A 17,973-nucleotide genomic window follows, 5' to 3' on the forward strand; every position below is an offset into this window, starting at 1 on the left:
TTGCCGCCTTTCAAAGAGCGGTTTTTTTCTTTATAATAGAATGAATAATAATGGAGGTGGCTAAATGAGCTATGCAACGCAAAAGCTTGCAGAAGAGAAAGTGTTTAAAGACCCAGTTCACCGATATATTCATGTTCGAGATCAAGTTATCTGGGATGTTATCGGAGCGAAGGAATTTCAACGACTTCGCCGGATTAAACAACTGGGAACTACATATCTAGTTTTTCATGGTGCAGAACATAGCCGTTTCAATCACTCTCTTGGAGTATATGAGATTGTTCGTCGAATAGTGGATGATAGTTTTAGCGGGCGTCCAGAATGGGATGCTTCTGAGAGACTAGTAGCTTTATGTGCGGCTCTTCTACATGACTTAGGACATGGTCCATTTTCACATGCCTTTGAAAATGTGTTTGGGCTAGACCATGAAAAGTTTACTGGTGCTATATTGCTTGGGGATACCGAAGTAAATGAAATATTAAAAAGAGTTAGTGAAGATTTTCCACAAAAAGTAGCGGATGTTGTTGCAAAAACATACTCAAACAAACAAGTTGTAAGCTTAATATCCAGTCAAATTGATGCGGATCGAATGGATTATTTACAGCGAGATGCTTATTTTACAGGCGTTAGCTATGGTCATTTTGATATGGAGCGAATTTTGAGAGTCATGCGTCCTCGTGAAGATCAAGTCGTTATTAAATCAAGCGGAATGCATGCGGTAGAAGACTACATTATGAGTAGATATCAAATGTATTGGCAAGTGTATTTTCATCCAGTTTCTCGAAGTGCTGAAGTGATATTAACGAAAATCTTACATCGTGCTAAGGCATTAAGTGAGATGGGATATGATTTTGAACAACAACCTACTCATTTTAAATCTTTCTTTGATGGAAGTTTTTCGTTGAAAGAGTATCTTGCATTAGATGAAGGTATTTTAATGACCTATTTTCAGCTGTGGATGAACGAAAAAGACCCAATATTAGCTGATTTATGTGATAGGTTTGTAAATCGCAAACTTTTTCAATATATAGAATTTGATTTAGCGAAGGATTATACGAAGATGAAAGAGCTAGAGTTATTATTTAAAAAAGCGGGTATAGATCCAGAATATTATTTGGTTTTTGATTCGTCTTCTGATCTGCCTTATGACTTTTATCGACCTGGAGAAGAAGGGGAACGAATTCCAATCCATTTACTTATGCCTTCAGGAGAAATTCGAGAACTTTCACGTGAATCAGAAATAGTAGAGGCAATTTCAGGGAAACGACGAACAGATCATAAGTTGTACTTTCCGGAAGATTTTTTAACAGAAGACGGAAAGAAAAAAGCATTGAAAAAACAAATCTTAGAGTTGTTAAAGTAAAGGTGGGTTTGCGTTGCTAGAAGAACATGCAAAAATTGTACAATTTATCGGAGCAGCAGACGGGATTACTGGACGAAAAAAACTACAAAAAATGATTTACATTGCAAAAAAACTACAATACTCCTACAAAGAAAAGTATGAATTTCATGTATATGGTCCTTACTCAGAAGAGCTAACTTTACGAGTGGAAGAACTATGTAACATGGGCTTTTTATATGAAGAAAGACAAGACAAAGGCTCTTATGTACAATATAAATATCAAATGACAGATGCTGGTGAGCATTTCACGCAAATGGCCCAAGTGCAAGAAGTAAGCCCAGCATTAAATTCTTGTATTAATCAGATGAAAAACAAAAGCTCAAGATTTCTTGAACTTGTTTCCACGTTACTCTACTTCGACAATATGCCAAAAGAGCAACAAATCGAAAAGCTTCATGTTGTAAAAGGAAAACTAAATTTTTCAGAAGATGAAATAGAAGAAGCATTTAACTTTGTAATGAATCTGATGAATGAGCGAGCTATCCAATAGGATGGCACTGCAGATTTAGCGAAGCGGCGTACTTGCCCCCTCAAGGCAATGCTAGAGCGCTTAAAACTTTTCAGCGACGAGTAACCGCAGGAGCAAATTTTTTTCTGCGACGAGTAACCGCAGGAGCAAATTTTTTTCTGCGACGAGTAACCGCAGGAGCATCTCTATAAGTGTCCTCTTCGTACGAGAAAAGATACGAAAGGGACGAATAATTGCAATAATCGGTTGAATGTTCCTAACAATCGGTCGAAAAAGCATAACAATCGGTTGAATAAGTATAAAAATCGGTCGAATAAGCTTCACTATAAGTTAATATAAATAAAAAATCGCCTACCCTATGAAAAGGGGGGCGATTTTGATTATTTATCACTAAAGCGTTTTCCGCCTACTGCATAATGATTTTTAGACATTTCTTCAATGAAAACTACAACGTTTTCCGCAGGAGCGTTTGCTGTTTCAACTACAGCAGCTGTCACTTTCTCAACAAGAGCTTTTTTTTGCTCTTCAGTACGACCTTCGAGCATTTTTACTGTTACATATGGCATTTCATTTCCTCCTTTAGGGAACTTTTCTGTATACTAGTATCATAACAGAACGGAGGGAACTTTCGAATGGGTAATGAAGAAAAACCAAAACAAAAAATAGGCTTCACTATTATAAAAAACGATCCGACGGACGGACATAAAGGATTTGGAATTGGTTCTCTTTCGCTAGAGAATGTATCACCAGTAATAATAGACGTTGAAGAAGGCGTTGCAAGAGTAGAGATTGGCGCGATGCATGCGAGAAGTGATACAGAACGGGGTATTAAATTTACGACCAATCGAGAAGATTCAGAGGGTGGAAAACCATACTGGCTAGTTTGGGTGACAATTGACCAAAAACAAGAAGGTCCATATTATGCAGGGGTTACGGCATGTGAAATGGTTATTAATCGTGAAAAACGTCGTGGCTATAAAATACTCGCAGATCATGTAAATCGAATGGATAAATCCATGAAAAGGCAAATTCTTGTGGACTTTATGGATGATCGTTCTAAAAATATACTAAGTGATTTTTTACAAAATCATAATAAAGATATGTGGAATCGAAGCGATGAAAAATTACATGACGATTTAAAAATCTAATATTATTTAATTCTGACCAAATAGTGACAAATGTCTATTATGGTTTTATAAGGTTGAATAAATGCCAAAAAAAAAGTACAATCTAGTTAAAGCTTACTTCACAGTAATGCTAGGACACTTAGTGAAAGTGATCATGCTTGGGCATGTAGACATCGTGACAACCCATTCCGATTCAGCAAGCTCAATGCAATACTTCACTAGGAAAAAGCTTTCTATTACCTAAATTAGGTATTAGAAAGCTTTTTATTTTTGGTGAAAATTCCTATTTGGTCGTTGGTCTCGGTTATGGTTGAATTAGTCTCGACTTTTGTAATTTGGTCTCGGGTAGATACGATTTGGTCTCGCATAGCCCAAAATTGTTCTCGAAGTGCCATTTACTGGGTGGCGTTAGCTTGCTTTCTCCAAGTCGAACTTAATTCCATCTTTTTTTATTCTCCAAAAAAGGAAAAGGGAAAAATGGACCAACTGTTGTCATATTTTTCTTTATCTTCAAAGGTTTGTGGTTTCAAATTTGGATCTGTACATAATTTTGTTGGGATGTCTTTTTCCTTTAAGTAGATGAGTCGCTGTTTCTTACAAGCTGACGTTGCGATTCCACCGGTTTCGATATCAACAATAACTCCACGTACACCAGGAGGAGAAATAAACGGCTCCACTGGTAATCCTTGATGAGACTTTTCCATAAATTCTATCCAAACTTGCTTCGTTACTTGCTTAGCTTCTGCATCGCTCACTTGTTTACCTTGGTCATAGCCATTCCATACACCAGCGGTTAATTGGGGAGAGAATCCAATAATATATTGATCCGTATTTGTTGTACCAGATTTAGCTGCGTATGGTCGTGATTGTTTAGAACGAATGCTATTTCCGGTTGCTGGAGAATAGTCATTAAAAGTTGGGTCGAACATTCCGGTAAGCAAATGTGATAATAAGAATGCATCCTGTTCCAACAATACCTTCTTCTCTTTCGGTTTTTCATTTTCAATGTCGTAGATTACTTTGCCTTTATTAGTTGTGATTTTGGTTATATAAGTAGGTTCTTTTTGAATTCCTTTATCAGAAATTGTATTATATGCTTTCGTCATGTCAATAAGAGATACTTCAGATGTTCCAAGTGCAGTTGCCGGAGTATCTTTAATATCCATATCGATATTAAATCTCTGTATTAATTGTTGGAATGGTTTAAAGCCTATTTTTTCAAACGTTTTTACTGCATAAATATTATCAGAAATAGCAAGTGCTTGAGCAAGAGAAATCGGATGTTCAGCAAATTCACCATTTACATTTTTCGGTTCGTATTCCCGTCGTCCATTATCATATGTGAAGATAGTTTGTTCGCTCTTCATGTACGTCAACGGTGAAAATCCGTTTTCAAGTGCAGCAGCATATAGTAATGGTTTGATCGTGGAACCGGGTTGTCTTTTTGCTTGAGTTACTCGGTTAAAAGGACTTTCAGCAAAATTGCGACCACCAACCATAGCAGTTACATATCCAGTTTTAGGCTCCATGCTAACAAACCCTATTTGAAGCTCACCTTTTGGCATCCATTTTTCAATTACCTCTTCTGCTGCTTGTTGATGTTGTCTGTTTAAAGTCGTTTCAATAGTCCAACCACCTTCTTCAATGCGATGGCCTTTTTTCCTTACAATTTCGCTTGCTTCTTTCCAAACTTCTTCTAAAAAGTAAGGAGCGGTTTTCTTGGTTACAACGGAATCTTCAGCTTTCAATACATATCTTTCTTCATTAGCTCTTTCACGTTGAGCTGTTGTTATTAATTGTTGATCTTCCATAAGTTTTAAAATAAGTTTTTGTCGGTCCACAGCTTTCTTTTCATTTACCAAAGGGGAGTAATGGGACGGTCCTTTTGGAATAGCCATTAATAACGCGGCTTCTGAAAGTGTTACGTTTTTTGCACTTTTTCCGAAATAAAATCTACTTGCTGCTTCTACACCGTACATTCCATGTCCAAAGTAGACGGTATTTAAATAACCTTCTAATAAATCTTCCTTATCGTAAAAAATTTCTAATCGATACGCAAATAATGCCTCGTTTATTTTACGATTCCACGATTTTTCGTGCGTTAAAAATAAATTTCGTGCATATTGTTGTGTAATTGTGCTTGCCCCTTCGACTTTTTTGCCTGCTTTTACATCTTTTAAAATAGCAGAAGCAATTCGGGAATAATCAAATCCGTGATGCTTATAAAAATCCTTGTCTTCCACTGCAATTGCGGCTTGAGATAGGAAAGGGGAAATTTCATCCAATGCAACCCAATAACGTCTCTGTTCTTCAAATCGATCTCCAATAACATTTCCTTGATTATCCAAAAATACAGAGGATATAGGTACCTGAATAATAGGTGCACCAACGATTTGAGCATAAATACGAAGAGTCACCAATGCACCGGATATGGCACAAATAGCAGCAATACTAAGTAGAAAAAAACTTTTCATGCGTTTTGATCGTTTGACTTTTTTTCGGTGTTGTACACGACGCATAAAAATCTACTCCGTTCTTTTAATGTTTTTATTAGTATGAGAACAATAGATTCAAATTAAACAGAAGAAGAAAAAAGTATTGCACTTTTGTCAAAAACCTCTATACTTTCTTTGTATTTATTTTTTTTTAAAAGTACACAAACTATATAGTTAGAGGAGATAGATAAATGGCTGGGTTTTGGTTTACAGAAAAGCAAACCGAGAATTTTGGCATCACAATGAAGGTGAAACGTACACTTCATACGGAGCAAACGGATTTTCAACTATTAGAAATGGCAGAAACCGAAGAGTGGGGGAATATGCTCTTTTTAGACGGTATGGTTATGACGTCACAAAAAGATGAGTTTGTGTACCATGAAATGGTTGCACATGTTCCTTTGTTTACACATCCTAATCCAGAGAACGTATTAGTTGTTGGAGGCGGGGATGGTGGAGTAATCCGTGAAATTATGAAGCATCCTAAAGTGAAAAAAGCAACACTTGTTGATATAGATGGAAAAGTAATCGAGTACTCTAAAATATATTTACCAGAAATTGCATGCGAACTAGAAAATCCACGCGTGGAAGTTCAAGTTGGCGACGGTTTCATGCATATTGCTGAATCAGAGAATGAATACGATGTAATTATGGTAGATTCAACTGAGCCAGTAGGACCTGCAGTGAATTTATTTACAAAAGGTTTCTACGCAGGAATCTCTAAAGCGCTTAAAGAAGATGGATTATTCGTTGCACAATCGGACAATCCTTGGTTTAAAGCTGATTTAATCCGACAAGTACAAAAAGACGTGAAAGAAATTTTCCCTATTACAAATATGTACTTGGCGAATATTCCAACGTACCCAAGTGGACTTTGGTGTTTCACAATTGGTTCGAAAAAATACGATCCACTTCAAGTACCGGATGAGCAATTCTTTGATATAGAAACGAAATATTATACAAAAGAGCTTCACAAAGCAGCATTTGTTTTACCGAAATTTGTGAAAGACCTTGCAGGAGAGTAAGCCGATGAGATTTGATGAAGCTTATTCAGGAAATGTATTTATCAAAAGTAAGCAAAATTACGAAGAAGCGCAGGCAGTTATTTACGGCATGCCAATGGACTGGACGGTAAGCTATCGTCCAGGCTCACGCTTTGGTCCGCAACGTATTCGTGAAGTATCTATTGGTCTAGAGGAATATAGCCCGTATTTAGACCGTGAGCTAGATGATGTGAACTATTTTGATGCTGGAGATATTCCACTTCCATTCGGAAACGCATCAAAAAGTTTGGATCTAATTGCAGGTTTTATTCGCCAACTTATGCAAGATGGGAAAATTCCTGTAGGTATGGGTGGCGAGCACTTAGTATCATGGCCAGTTATGAAAACAGTAGCAGACAACTACAAAGACCTTGCGATTATTCATATGGATGCGCACACTGATTTACGAGTGGAATATGAGGGAGAACCGCTTTCACACTCTACACCAATTCGTAAAATAGCTGAATACATCGGTCCAAAAAATGTCTATTCATTTGGAATTCGTTCTGGCATGAAAGAAGAGTTTGACTGGGCAAAAGAAAATGGCATGCAAATTGCCAAATTCGAAGTACTAGAACCTTTGAAAGAAGTGCTACCAACGCTTGCTGGTCGTCCTGTCTATGTCACGATAGACATTGACGTATTAGACCCTGCACATGCACCTGGAACTGGAACAGTTGACTGCGGAGGAATCACTAGCCGCGAACTACTAGCTTCCATCCATGCAATTGCAAATTCAGGAGTAAACGTAGTTGGCTTCGACCTAGTTGAAGTTGCCCCAATCTATGATTCTTCTGAACAAACTGCAAACACAGCATCAAAGTTACTACGTGAAATGATTTTAGGTTGGGTAAAATAGAAAGCGATTTTTATTTTTCTGGGACAACTATTAAGAAATGGTGATATAAAAAACGTGATGACCTTTACCAAGGCATCACGTTTTTTGGTTTTGCTAAGACACTAAATGGAAACATTATCTTTGATCAATATGAACTACTTTATTTCTTCCTGACGATTTTGCAATATAAAGGGCATCATCCGCAAGTTTAAATAGTTCCATGACCGCTTTTCCGTTTTCTGGATAAGAACTAATTCCGCTAGATATTGTAATAGTTAACTGTTCGCCAGTGGAAACATGAAAAGTATTTTTCTCAATTGCTTGTCTAATTGTTTCTGCTATTATTATACTTTTTGATGATTCTATATTTGGAAGTAGGACTGAAAACTCTTCTCCACCATTTCGAGAAACAAACCCTCCACAAGAATTTGTCGCATCTTTGACTCGAAGGGCTAATTCTTTTAATACTTCATCGCCTATTGGGTGTCCATATGTGTCGTTTACTTTTTTGAAATGATCAATATCTAGTAAAATAAGAGAAAATTTATTATTTGTTTTTAATAGATTTTGTGCATGTTCTTGGAACTTTCGATTATTATTTAACCCTGTTAAATAATCTGTCACAGACATCTCTTCAATTTTGTGAATTTTATCGAATAAACTACTTAGTTGAATCAAAATTATAAATACAATGGAAAATGAAACAAAGGAGAACACTATAAAACCTATGAGAGGTAAAACTCCTGATAATGACCAGTCATTTAAATAACAAATCACTACTGAAGATTGAATTATTGAATAAGTAAAATAATAAGAGGCATTTCTAAACGTCATCGGCTTTTTCGAAATGCAATAACCAATGACAAGGCAAACAATAATTGTGTTGCCTCCAGCTATAAGTGTATGTATAGAAAATCCGTGAAAAAACATTCTAAACAAACCGATAATTATTCCGCTTAGTATTGTGGCTAAAGGGCCGCCTAAAACTCCTGATAATGAGATGACAGCCATTCTGGCATCAACTATTACATGTTCGGATATTCTTACAGACGTTAACATTAACACGCATCCAGTTAACCCACTTAGTACACCAAGTAAAAATGGATGATATTTTGGCGATGGAATAAAAACAGTTAATTTGTTTTGAAAAGGAATATAGGTAAGAATTGCAAAAGTGAATAAAATACAAAAATTAACAATAAAGCCTAATAACATTGCTTTCACCTTCTTAAAATATCTTTGGTATATTATAACCTCTTCCAAAAAAATAGTGAATTTCTTTTTGATTAGTTGTTATTAGTAAGCTTTTAGCCTTATAATAAAAAGGTTATAGAAAAAATGTTTTAAAGGATGAAAGTAATGTCCCAACCACAAAAAAAACGAGTAAATATTCGTTTATTATCAACAATTCATCATCCTGATGTCGAAAAAGAAACTTTGGATATTAAAACGACAGGAGAACTAATCTTAAAAGGGAATCAGCCTTATTTAGTTTACGAAGAAGTGCAGGATGAAAAAAATGTTCGAACAACCTTGAAACTTAGCGGAAAATCAGCTCTAATAATGCGAAGTGGCGGAGTTAAAATGCGATTGCCATTTGAAAATGGAGAGCTTCAAACAGGAAGCTATGACACCGTTTATGGCACATTAATGATCACAACAAATACGAAGCAGTTGCATTTTGAAGATGGTCTTTTTCAAGTGGAATATGAGCTATTAATAAATGATGAAGTGACAGGTACATATATATTGGAACTAATTTATACGGAGGCGAAATAAATGAACGCGGTAGAAAAAGTACAACAATCAATTAAAATGGCATTGCAAAATGCGATTGTAAAAGCAGCACTTGTAACAGAAGAACAACTTCCTACAATCCATTTAGAAACACCAAAAGACAAGGCAAATGGTGATTATGCAACGAATATTGCGATGCAATTAACAAAGCTTGCAAAAAGAAACCCTCGTCAAATTGCAGAAGCAATTGTAGAGAACATCGATATGACCGGAACAATGATGGAGAAAATCGACATTGCGGGTCCTGGATTCATGAATATCACTGTTCGTAAAGATTATTTACAAGAAGTAGTTAAAGCCGTCCTAATGGAAAATGATAATTACGGACGTACTTCTTCTGGTGCAGGAGAAAAAGTTCAAATCGAATTCGTTTCTGCAAATCCAACTGGTGACTTACATTTAGGGCATGCGAGAGGTGCGTCGGTAGGGGATTCCTTAAGTAATGTATTAGATTTCGCTGGTTACGATGTGTCTCGTGAATATTATATTAATGACGCTGGTAATCAAATCCATAATCTTGCTGTTTCTATTGAAGCTCGTTATTTCGAAGCTTTAGGCTTAGATAAGGAAATGCCGGAAGATGGATATCGTGGGCAAGATATAATTGATATCGCAGCTGCTCTAGTAAAAGAACATGGGGATAAATTTGTGCAAATGTCAGACGAGGAACGCTATAAGGCATTCCGTGCACACGGTTTGAAAGTGGAGCTTGCTAAATTACAAAAAGATTTAGCAGATTTCCGTGTTGGCTTTGACAACTGGTTCTCTGAAACTTCATTATACGAAGACGGTAAAATTGAGGTAGCTCTCAACAAATTAAAAGCAAATGGTCACATTTTTGAAGAAGAAGGAGCAACTTGGTTCCGTTCTACTACTTTTGGAGATGACAAAGACCGTGTATTGATAAAAAGTGATGGTTCCTTCACTTATTTATTGCCAGACATCGCATACCATGAAGATAAATTAGTTCGTGGCTTCGACCAACTGATCAATATTTGGGGAGCAGATCACCACGGGTATATTCCACGTATGAAGGCTGCAATTGAAGCGCTTGGATATGAGCGTGAAAAACTTGAAGTATCTGTTATTCAAATGGTTCAGCTGTATAAAGACGGCGAAAAAATGAAAATGAGTAAACGTACAGGGAAAGCAGTTACAATGCGTGAGCTTGTGGAAGAAGTTGGACTGGATGCAGTTCGTTATTTCTTCGGCATGCGTTCAGGTGATTCGCATATGGATTTCGATCTAGACTTAGCTGTTTCTCAATCAAATGAAAACCCAGTGTATTATGCACAATATGCACATGCACGTATTTGCTCCATTTTACGTTCAGCAGAAACTCAAGAGATGAAGGCTTCTACAGATTCACTTGATTTATTGCAAAGTGAAAAAGAATTAGACCTATTGAAAAAAATCGGTGACTTCCCACAAGTTGTAGCGGATGCTGCAAAACTTCGTGCACCTCACCGTGTTGCAACGTATATCCAAGAACTAGCTGCAACTTTCCACAGTTTTTATAATGCAGATAAAGTACTAAATGCGGAAAACATCCCTTTATCAGAAGCACGTCTTGCACTTGTAACATCAGCACGCCAAACAATCGCAAATGCACTTCGTTTAATAGGAGTAGCTGCTCCAGAAAAAATGTAATTATGAAACGAAACACTTCGACCTCGGTCGGAGTGTTTTTTTTGCGAGATGAGAAAGTATATGGATAATTGTCCTGTGAAACTAGTGTTCATAATATTATAAAAGCTTCCGAAGATACCATTTCGGAAGCACTGCGCTTCATTATCGGATGCTACTAAATTTGTTAGTGCCACCGATTATCTCTGTGCTACTTGCTATTAAAGGATTTCGTGAGTCGACGAGTTTGTTCAGGAGCAGAGGAAGCGGCGGCTTGATGCTTGCCTAACTTGCAAGCGTCCGCCTTAAGAGGAAAACAATCCTAATTACTGGATGGTATGATTACTGCGTTTAATTTAACTAATTCTATCTTCTTAGCGATAAACTGTTCTAAAACTTCTTGTTAGGTACTACTCACTTCGTGGATTGTAGTGAAAGGTGGCGACTCCAGCGGGATGAGTGAGACAGATGAGCTATCACAACGAACGCGTAGCGGCGGTGATAGCTCATCGCTCACCCCGCGGAACGCGTCCACCTGAAACGGAAATCCCCGGTATTATTTTATTCTTTCAAAAAAGAGTAAGAAAGTATTTTTTCTCTAATTATCCAAACCAAACGCATCATGTCTTCACAAGTTCTAAGAGGGCGACGGACAAATATCTACCACAAGATTACCGAAAAAAGTGTAGCTGGAAGTGACAGCGTCACTTCCAGCTACATAATTTCAAAGGTAATAGTGTAGTGGATGTTTCGTCCAAAGCACTTAGGAATCGGTGAAGACAAGATGCTCTTAAAGGGCACCTGCACTTTTCTTATGTGAAATAGCATTAAATTGGAAAAATGAACACGTTAGTTGGAAAACGATATCTTCACACTCCCAGCCCGTTCTTCAAAAATCGATGTCGACAACAAATCGATTTAAGGTATAATGAAAACGATGCATCATGAATATTTTGAACATAAAGGTGCTTGCTAGTTTACTAGTGAGTTAAAAGGGAAGCTGGTTCAAACCCAGCGCGGTCCCGCCACTGTATGTGATAGTACTCTATCACGAGTCAGAAAACCTGCCTTTATGTGTTACACTTTTGTACCTACGAGGATAGGTTCGTGTAAGTCAGCTTGTTATATACATAAACTAGCAGATTTATACCTATTTTATCTCTCGTTCATTGGACGAGAGATTTTTATTTGCACAAAAATGGAGGAATGACAGATGAAGAAGATGTGGCAATTATGGATGGCATCCGCATTAGCAGTATTATTGCTAGTTGGATGTGGGGCAAAAGAAGCAACACCAGTAGATAATAAAGATAATACACAACAAGAAACGGCTGTAAAAGAAGCAACTTTCCCACTAACAATTACAGATGCAGTTGGCAACGAGATCACTTTAGAAAAAGCTCCAGAAACAATTGTTTCTATGATGCCAAGTAATACTGAAATATTATTTGCACTTGGATTGAATGATGAAATTGTTGGGGTAAACGATTATGACGACTATCCTGCAGAAGCGCTTGAAAAAGAGAAAATCGGTGGTATTGAATTTAATGTGGAAAAAATTGTGTCGATGAATCCAGATATCGTATTTGCACATGAGTCAATGTTAGGTTCAGGTGATGCTGGTCTACAACAACTTCGTGATGCAGGTGTGAAAGTGTTTGTTGTGAAAAATGCAGCAGACTTCAATGAAACATATACAACAATTGAACAAATCGGTCGTGCAACTGGAAAATTAGCCGAAGCACAAAAAATTGTAGAAGGTATGAAAGTAAAAGTAGAAGAAGTGAAAGAAAAAATAGCAAAAGTAAAAACGAAGAAAACAGTTTTCGTCGAAACATCAGATGTTCCGGATATTTACACTCCTGGTAAAGGAACTTTCATGCAAGAAATTTTAAATATGGTGAATGCGGAAAATATTGCGGCAGACCAAGAAGGTTGGTTTAAAATCGAGCCAGAAGAAATTGTTAGCCGTAATCCAGATGTAATCCTAGTAATGTATAGTTATGTAGACGGAATTGTTGATAGTGTTAAAGCTCGTCCTGGATTTGATACGATTAATGCAGTGAAAAATAATGAAGTTGTGCAAGTGGATGAAAACTTAACAAGTCGTACAGGTCCTCGTCTTGCGGATGGACTAGAAGAAGTAGCGAAAGCAATCTATCCAGAGGCGTTTAGTGAGTAAAGCCATGATCGGCTACATCTTGTCTATTGCTACTTTAATCGTAGCGATTTGGCTAGGTGTATCGGTCGGATCCGTAAAGGTACCGATCAGCACATTATGGGATACGGGAGCAGACGAAATTGCTACCAATATAGTTTGGAAAATTCGCATGCCAAGGGTTGTACTTGCAGGGCTAGTTGGTGCATCACTAGCAATTGCAGGTGCTGCTTTTCAAGCGTTATTTAAAAATCCGCTTGCCGATCCTTATACGTTAGGAGTGTCGTCCGGTGCCTCAGTAGGCGCCGTGGCTACGCTCTTTTTCGGTATTTCGGTGCCTTTTTTAGGTATATATACGTTACCAATTTTTAGTATGATAGGCGCACTAGTTACGATGCTCCTTGTTATTTCATTCGCCAAACTAGTTGATCGAGCAATGAAAATGGAAACCATTATTTTAACAGGAATCATTTTCAGTTCTTTTCTAGGCTCAGTAATTTCTCTAATGATTGCACTTACCGGAGAAGAGTTACGCCAAATTATTGGCTGGCTTCTTGGAAGTGTATCGATGCGTGGTTGGAGTTTTGTTCAAATGGCATTACCTTTTATCATCATTGGCTCATTTTTATTATGGCTGAATAGAAGAGAGTTAAATGCGATGCTATTTGGGGAAGAACGAGCGAGGTATTTGGGAGTAAATGTGAAAAAACGAAAAATGATGATATTAATAGGCGGATCTATGTTAACGGGAACAGCCGTGGCGGTTTCTGGAACGATTGGATTTGTAGGTCTAGTTGTTCCGCATATGACAAGGCTTTTATTTGGTTCGGATAATCGACATGTATTACCACTAAGTTTTCTCAACGGAGCGGCACTGCTCATCGTATGTGATTTAGTGTCACGTACAATTATTTCCCCAACAGAGCTTCCGATTGGCGTTATAACAGCTTTTATTGGGGCACCTGTTTTTGCATTTATTTTCTTTAGACAACGAAGAAAAGGAGGCGTTTAAAATGTTGAAAATTGAAGGATTATCTGGTGGTTACGATCAAAAATTAATCGTTAAAAACGTCTCCTTTGAAGTAGGAAAGGGAGAGATGCTTGGAATTTTAGGTCCAAACGGAAGCGGGAAATCCACTTTATTGAAGATGATGAGCGGAATTCAACCAAAGGAGTCAGGAGAAGTTTACATTGATGGTAAATCTTTAACAGCCTACTCTTCCAAGGAGTTAGCTAGAAAAATGGCGGTCCTCCCACAATTACATAGTCATGCATTTTCACATACAGTGAGAGATACGGTCTCACTTGGACGATATCCTCATCAAAGTGGTTGGTTTTCTTCATGGTCCAAAGAAGATGAAGCCGCCGTTGTGGAGGCAATGAAATTAACAGCAATGGAGAAATACGAACATCAACTTTTAGACATGTTATCTGGGGGAGAACAACAACGTGTATTTGTTGCCCAAGCACTTGCGCAACAAGCACCTATTTTATTATTGGATGAACCTACAAATCACCTGGATATAGCACACCAAAAGCAATTGCTTGATACAATTAAAACACAGGCAATCGAAAAAGGAATTACAATTGTTAGCGTATTTCATGACATAAATCTTGCTTCTATTTACTGTGATCGACTGTTATTAATGGATCATGGAGAAATAAAAGTAATTGGAGCACCACATGAAGTAGTAACAAAAAGTCAAATTGAAACGGTTTATGAAGCACGTGTCAGTACAAATCCGCATCCCGAACGTCCTAAACCGCAAATTACGATTCTTCCAGATGTGAAAGAAAAGAAGAATGATAAACTAATTACAACTAAAAATTTTCAGATTACAGGAGAACTTGTTGTATTCCAAGGAGAAACCCAGCTAAAAACTTGGTCATCTGCGGTAATCAATGCAGGTAGTGGTTGGTATAAAAACTTCGTCAACAGAAGAGTGGACGCCAACTATGCCTGTAATAATGTCCAAGAAGAAATGTTAGAATACCTTACGAATAATGGATTTTCTGAAGCGGATACAGTTGGAATGATGACTGCAGTTAATACAAAGGACGCGGTAATAAAAGAATACGATACACCTTTTGGCAGTATCGTCATCATGGTAACTGCAGGTGTTGGAAATGCGGTAGACGTATCAAGAGCACATGAAGTAGAAATGTTTCCGGCAATCGGGACGATTAATACATGGATTATTGTGAACGGAGAACTTTCGGATGAAGCTTTTATTCAATCTGTCATAACGGCTACAGAAGCTAAAACAAAAGCGCTTTCTTTCGAACAAGTTAAAGATCCACGTACTGGTACAATAGCTACAGGTACATCCACTGATAGTGTATTAGTAGCAGCAACTCAACAAGGAATCCATATTCCATACGCTGGTCCCATTACGGAAATAGGTAAAAAAATTGGACTAGGCGTTTACGAATGCACCGTAGAAGCGATTCAAATTTATAAAAAAGCAAAAGGATGGGTGTAACTAATGGGTCCGCATATTATTGCTATAGCAATTGGTCTTCTATTAGACAGAATCATCGGGGACCCACCAAACTGGCCGCATCCTGTCCGCTGGATTGGTTCACTAATTTCGAAGCTAACAGCCTTGTTAAATAAAGGAAGTGCGCGAAAAGCGAAAGGATTTCTACTTGTTATTATTGTCGTTGGAATCACATTCTTTGTGACAGTTGGTATTTTAATAGGTGCTTATTCCATTCATATGTGGGTTGGGATTGCAGTTGAGAGTATTTTCATCGCATCGGGACTTGCACAAAAAAGCTTAAAGGAAGCGGCAATGGATGTATATAAACCTTTAATCGCAAAAGATTTACCAACAGCTAGACAAAAACTATCGTGGATTGTCGGTCGTGATACAGAAAAACTAGATGAAAAAGAAATTACAAGAGGTGTCGTTGAAACTGTATCTGAAAATATTAGTGATGGAATTACATCTCCACTTTTTTATGCATTTCTTTTTGCTGGTGCACCGGGCCTTTGGGTATATAAAGCGATCAATACGCTCGATTCTATGGTCGGCTACAAAAACGAGAAATACAACGATTTCGGTTATGCCGCTGCAAAATTGGATGATATCGCAAACTACATTCCAAGTCGTTTAACCGGCTATCTTATTATGCTTTGGGGGAAAAAAGAAAGTACGTTGCCTTTTAAGGATAGATTAAAAGGCTGGTGGCTAGATGCAAAAAAGCACCCAAGTCCAAATAGCGGCTACTTAGAAGCTGCAACAGCTTACCAATTAGGAATACAACTAGGTGGAATAAATACATATAAGGGTGTCGTTTCAAATCGAGCACTAATGGGGATTGGTGAGGTAACATTAACACCACAACATATATTAAGTACATTATCGCATTTGAATACTGCCGTTTTTCTATTTTGGCTTTGGATGATGGTCATTGGAGGAATTTTATTTGTCATTACCTAATCACGGAGCAAATGCTCATCACTTATATGAAAGTCTCGATATGAAGTTACCTGAAAAAGTAATTGATTTCAGTGAAAATGTTAATCCACTTGGATTACCTGCATTTGTGAATGAGCACTGGGAATCTTATAGTGAATTGATCACCAAATATCCAGATCCTATTGGTGAACCATTTCTATCAGCAGTTGCAACATATCATGATGTACAAGTAGAAAATGTAATAGTTGGAAACGGCGCAGCGGAAATATTTGCTTGTCTTGCGAAACGATATGAAAGTAAAAGGGCTATTTTGATCCATCCCACTTTTTCAGAGTATGCTTCAACTCTAGCCCCTTATCATGTATACATAAAAGAAATCATTGCAACACAAGATTTACCAATAGATGAAGTACTCGATGAAATAGAGTTTGCGGAAGTAATTTATATTTGCAGACCGAATAATCCGACGGGCTATTTGGTTCCTTTAGAAGAGATTATCCAAATTGCCAAATACGCGAAAAGATATAAATGTGAAGTCATTCTAGACGAAGCATTTCTGGATTTTATTGATGAAAAAGAATCATTTATTCCATATTTGAAGGAATTTACGAATGTTATTGTAGTTCGTTCGATGACGAAAATGTATGCGATTCCAGGCTTACGACTTGGTTACGCGGTAGCGAGTGAGGAAATTGTAAGAGAAACTCGTTATAGAATGCCGCATTGGAATAGCAATGCTATTGCAACAACGATTGGTGCAGCGTGTTTACAAGAAGAGGAATATCGTTTACAGGCAATTTCATTTGCAAAGAAAATGCGGGAGCAATTTACTGAATTTCTTGAAAATTGGAATTGTGTAGTCCTACCATCTAGGACGAACTTTCTTTGTTTTCAACTACCAGATCCAACTCAATCAAAAAAATTCTTTTTGTTTTTATTAGAAAAAGGCTGTGTACTGCGTCATACAGAGAATTTTAAAGGACTTGATGGAAAATGGTTTCGAGTGGGAATGAAAAAAAGCTCGCAAATGAAGCACTTGCAAAAGGAGATGACCGCATGGTTCGAGGAAAACTTGTCTTCATAACAGGCGGTGTCCGAAGCGGAAAAAGTAGCTTCGCCGAACATTATTTAATGAATGAGCAGGCAAAACGAAATGTGTATGTCGCTTCTGGAGTTGCAGTAGATGGCGAAATGAAGGAACGAATTGCAAAACACCAGAACGACCGTGAAAGTTATCCTGTTGAATGGGTGACTATAGAGCAACCTCGTAACTTCGAACAAATAATCCCACTAATCCAACAAGGAGATGGCATCCTTTGGGATTGTGTCACGACTTGGCTTGCCAATGAGCTTTATGATAATGATATGGAAAAAGTAGGAAAGGTACTATTTGAAGCAATTGATTGTTTAATTCACAAAGCAAAAATAATCGTCATTGTTTCAAATGAAGTGCTAGATGAACCCTTATCAAAATATGAAAGTGTTGTTCTCTATCAAAAGTGGATTGGACAAATTCACCAACGACTTGTGGCAAAAGCAGATATAGCATTTGAAATGGAATATGGATTAAGTCATCAGTGGAAATGAGGAATAGTT

The 17,973-nt window shown here is 37.5% G+C and carries 17 protein-coding genes and 1 riboswitch; of the genes, 14 read left to right on the top strand and 3 right to left on the bottom strand.

Annotated features, from left to right (window positions below):
• The first annotated feature begins 64 nt into the window (after positions 1 to 64).
• Complete coding sequence (locus ACFVR1_RS06350) at positions 65 to 1,360, top strand: HD domain-containing protein (RefSeq protein ID WP_387581823.1); 1,296 nt, start codon at positions 65 to 67, stop codon at positions 1,358 to 1,360.
• A 13-nt stretch (positions 1,361 to 1,373) separates the two neighbouring features.
• Entirely contained in the window at positions 1,374 to 1,889 is a 516-nt protein-coding gene (locus tag ACFVR1_RS06355) for a YwgA family protein (protein WP_387581825.1), read from the top strand.
• 359 nt (positions 1,890 to 2,248) lie between these two features.
• On the opposite strand, the gene ACFVR1_RS06360 is transcribed toward ACFVR1_RS06355, so the two are convergent.
• Positions 2,249 to 2,434, bottom strand: coding sequence for a 2-hydroxymuconate tautomerase (locus ACFVR1_RS06360; protein WP_387581828.1), 186 nt, complete (start codon positions 2,432 to 2,434; stop codon positions 2,249 to 2,251).
• Between the two features lie 66 nt (positions 2,435 to 2,500).
• Between ACFVR1_RS06360 and ACFVR1_RS06365 the strand changes: the two genes are divergently transcribed.
• Entirely contained in the window at positions 2,501 to 3,016 is a 516-nt protein-coding gene (locus ACFVR1_RS06365; RefSeq protein ID WP_387581831.1) for a YwhD family protein, read from the top strand.
• 61 nt (positions 3,017 to 3,077) lie between these two features.
• On the top strand, positions 3,078 to 3,239 hold the full coding sequence (locus ACFVR1_RS06370; protein ID WP_387581834.1) for a hypothetical protein: 162 nt from the start codon (positions 3,078 to 3,080) through the stop codon (positions 3,237 to 3,239).
• Between the two features lie 205 nt (positions 3,240 to 3,444).
• On the opposite strand, the gene ACFVR1_RS06375 is transcribed toward ACFVR1_RS06370, so the two are convergent.
• Entirely contained in the window at positions 3,445 to 5,514 is a 2,070-nt protein-coding gene (locus ACFVR1_RS06375; RefSeq protein WP_387581836.1) for a transglycosylase domain-containing protein, read from the bottom strand.
• A gap of 167 nt (positions 5,515 to 5,681) precedes the next feature.
• Between ACFVR1_RS06375 and speE the strand changes: the two genes are divergently transcribed.
• Positions 5,682 to 6,515 (top strand): spermidine synthase, encoded by an 834-nt coding sequence (gene speE, locus ACFVR1_RS06380; protein WP_387581839.1) that lies wholly within the window; start codon positions 5,682 to 5,684, stop codon positions 6,513 to 6,515.
• 4 nt (positions 6,516 to 6,519) lie between these two features.
• The gene (speB, locus tag ACFVR1_RS06385; RefSeq protein ID WP_387581842.1) at positions 6,520 to 7,392 is read left to right on the top strand and encodes an agmatinase; all 873 of its coding nucleotides are present in this window, start codon (positions 6,520 to 6,522) and stop codon (positions 7,390 to 7,392) included.
• Positions 7,393 to 7,506: 114 nt separating this feature from the next.
• On the opposite strand, the gene ACFVR1_RS06390 is transcribed toward speB, so the two are convergent.
• Positions 7,507 to 8,586, bottom strand: coding sequence for a diguanylate cyclase (locus ACFVR1_RS06390; protein ID WP_387581844.1), 1,080 nt, complete (start codon positions 8,584 to 8,586; stop codon positions 7,507 to 7,509).
• Positions 8,587 to 8,730: 144 nt separating this feature from the next.
• On the opposite strand from ACFVR1_RS06390, the gene ACFVR1_RS06395 reads away from it, so the two are divergent.
• The 8 genes from ACFVR1_RS06395 (at position 8,731) to ACFVR1_RS06430 (ending at position 17,964) form a co-directional block, all read left to right on the top strand.
• Positions 8,731 to 9,150 carry a YwiB family protein gene (locus tag ACFVR1_RS06395; protein ID WP_387581847.1) on the top strand — a complete coding sequence of 140 codons (420 nt, stop codon included), beginning with the start codon at positions 8,731 to 8,733 and terminating at the stop codon, positions 9,148 to 9,150.
• A complete protein-coding gene (gene argS / locus ACFVR1_RS06400) occupies positions 9,151 to 10,818 on the top strand; it encodes an arginine--tRNA ligase (RefSeq protein WP_387581850.1) in 1,668 nt (555 codons plus the stop codon).
• A 922-nt stretch (positions 10,819 to 11,740) separates the two neighbouring features.
• A riboswitch (cobalamin riboswitch) is annotated at positions 11,741 to 11,880 on the top strand.
• A gap of 127 nt (positions 11,881 to 12,007) precedes the next feature.
• Complete coding sequence (locus ACFVR1_RS06405) at positions 12,008 to 12,976, top strand: ABC transporter substrate-binding protein (protein ID WP_387581853.1); 969 nt, start codon at positions 12,008 to 12,010, stop codon at positions 12,974 to 12,976.
• Positions 12,977 to 12,980: 4 nt separating this feature from the next.
• Positions 12,981 to 13,964 carry a FecCD family ABC transporter permease gene (locus tag ACFVR1_RS06410; RefSeq protein WP_387582434.1) on the top strand — a complete coding sequence of 328 codons (984 nt, stop codon included), beginning with the start codon at positions 12,981 to 12,983 and terminating at the stop codon, positions 13,962 to 13,964.
• A 1-nt stretch (position 13,965) separates the two neighbouring features.
• Positions 13,966 to 15,435, top strand: a complete 1,470-nt coding sequence (locus ACFVR1_RS06415; protein ID WP_387581855.1) for an adenosylcobinamide amidohydrolase — start codon at positions 13,966 to 13,968, stop codon at positions 15,433 to 15,435.
• A gap of 3 nt (positions 15,436 to 15,438) precedes the next feature.
• Positions 15,439 to 16,398, top strand: a complete 960-nt coding sequence (cbiB, locus tag ACFVR1_RS06420) for an adenosylcobinamide-phosphate synthase CbiB (protein ID WP_387581858.1) — start codon at positions 15,439 to 15,441, stop codon at positions 16,396 to 16,398.
• Positions 16,385 to 17,461, top strand: a complete 1,077-nt coding sequence (locus tag ACFVR1_RS06425; protein WP_387581861.1) for a pyridoxal phosphate-dependent aminotransferase — start codon at positions 16,385 to 16,387, stop codon at positions 17,459 to 17,461. The genes cbiB and ACFVR1_RS06425 overlap by 14 nt, the downstream gene beginning before the upstream one ends.
• Positions 17,434 to 17,964: a bifunctional adenosylcobinamide kinase/adenosylcobinamide-phosphate guanylyltransferase gene (locus ACFVR1_RS06430; RefSeq protein ID WP_387581864.1), complete on the top strand. Its 531-nt coding sequence runs from the start codon at positions 17,434 to 17,436 to the stop codon at positions 17,962 to 17,964. The genes ACFVR1_RS06425 and ACFVR1_RS06430 overlap by 28 nt, the downstream gene beginning before the upstream one ends.
• Positions 17,965 to 17,973 lie beyond the last annotated feature (9 nt).

The organism is Psychrobacillus sp. NPDC058041, from assembly GCF_042885655.1.
Taxonomy (GTDB): Bacteria; Bacillota; Bacilli; order Bacillales_A; family Planococcaceae; genus Psychrobacillus.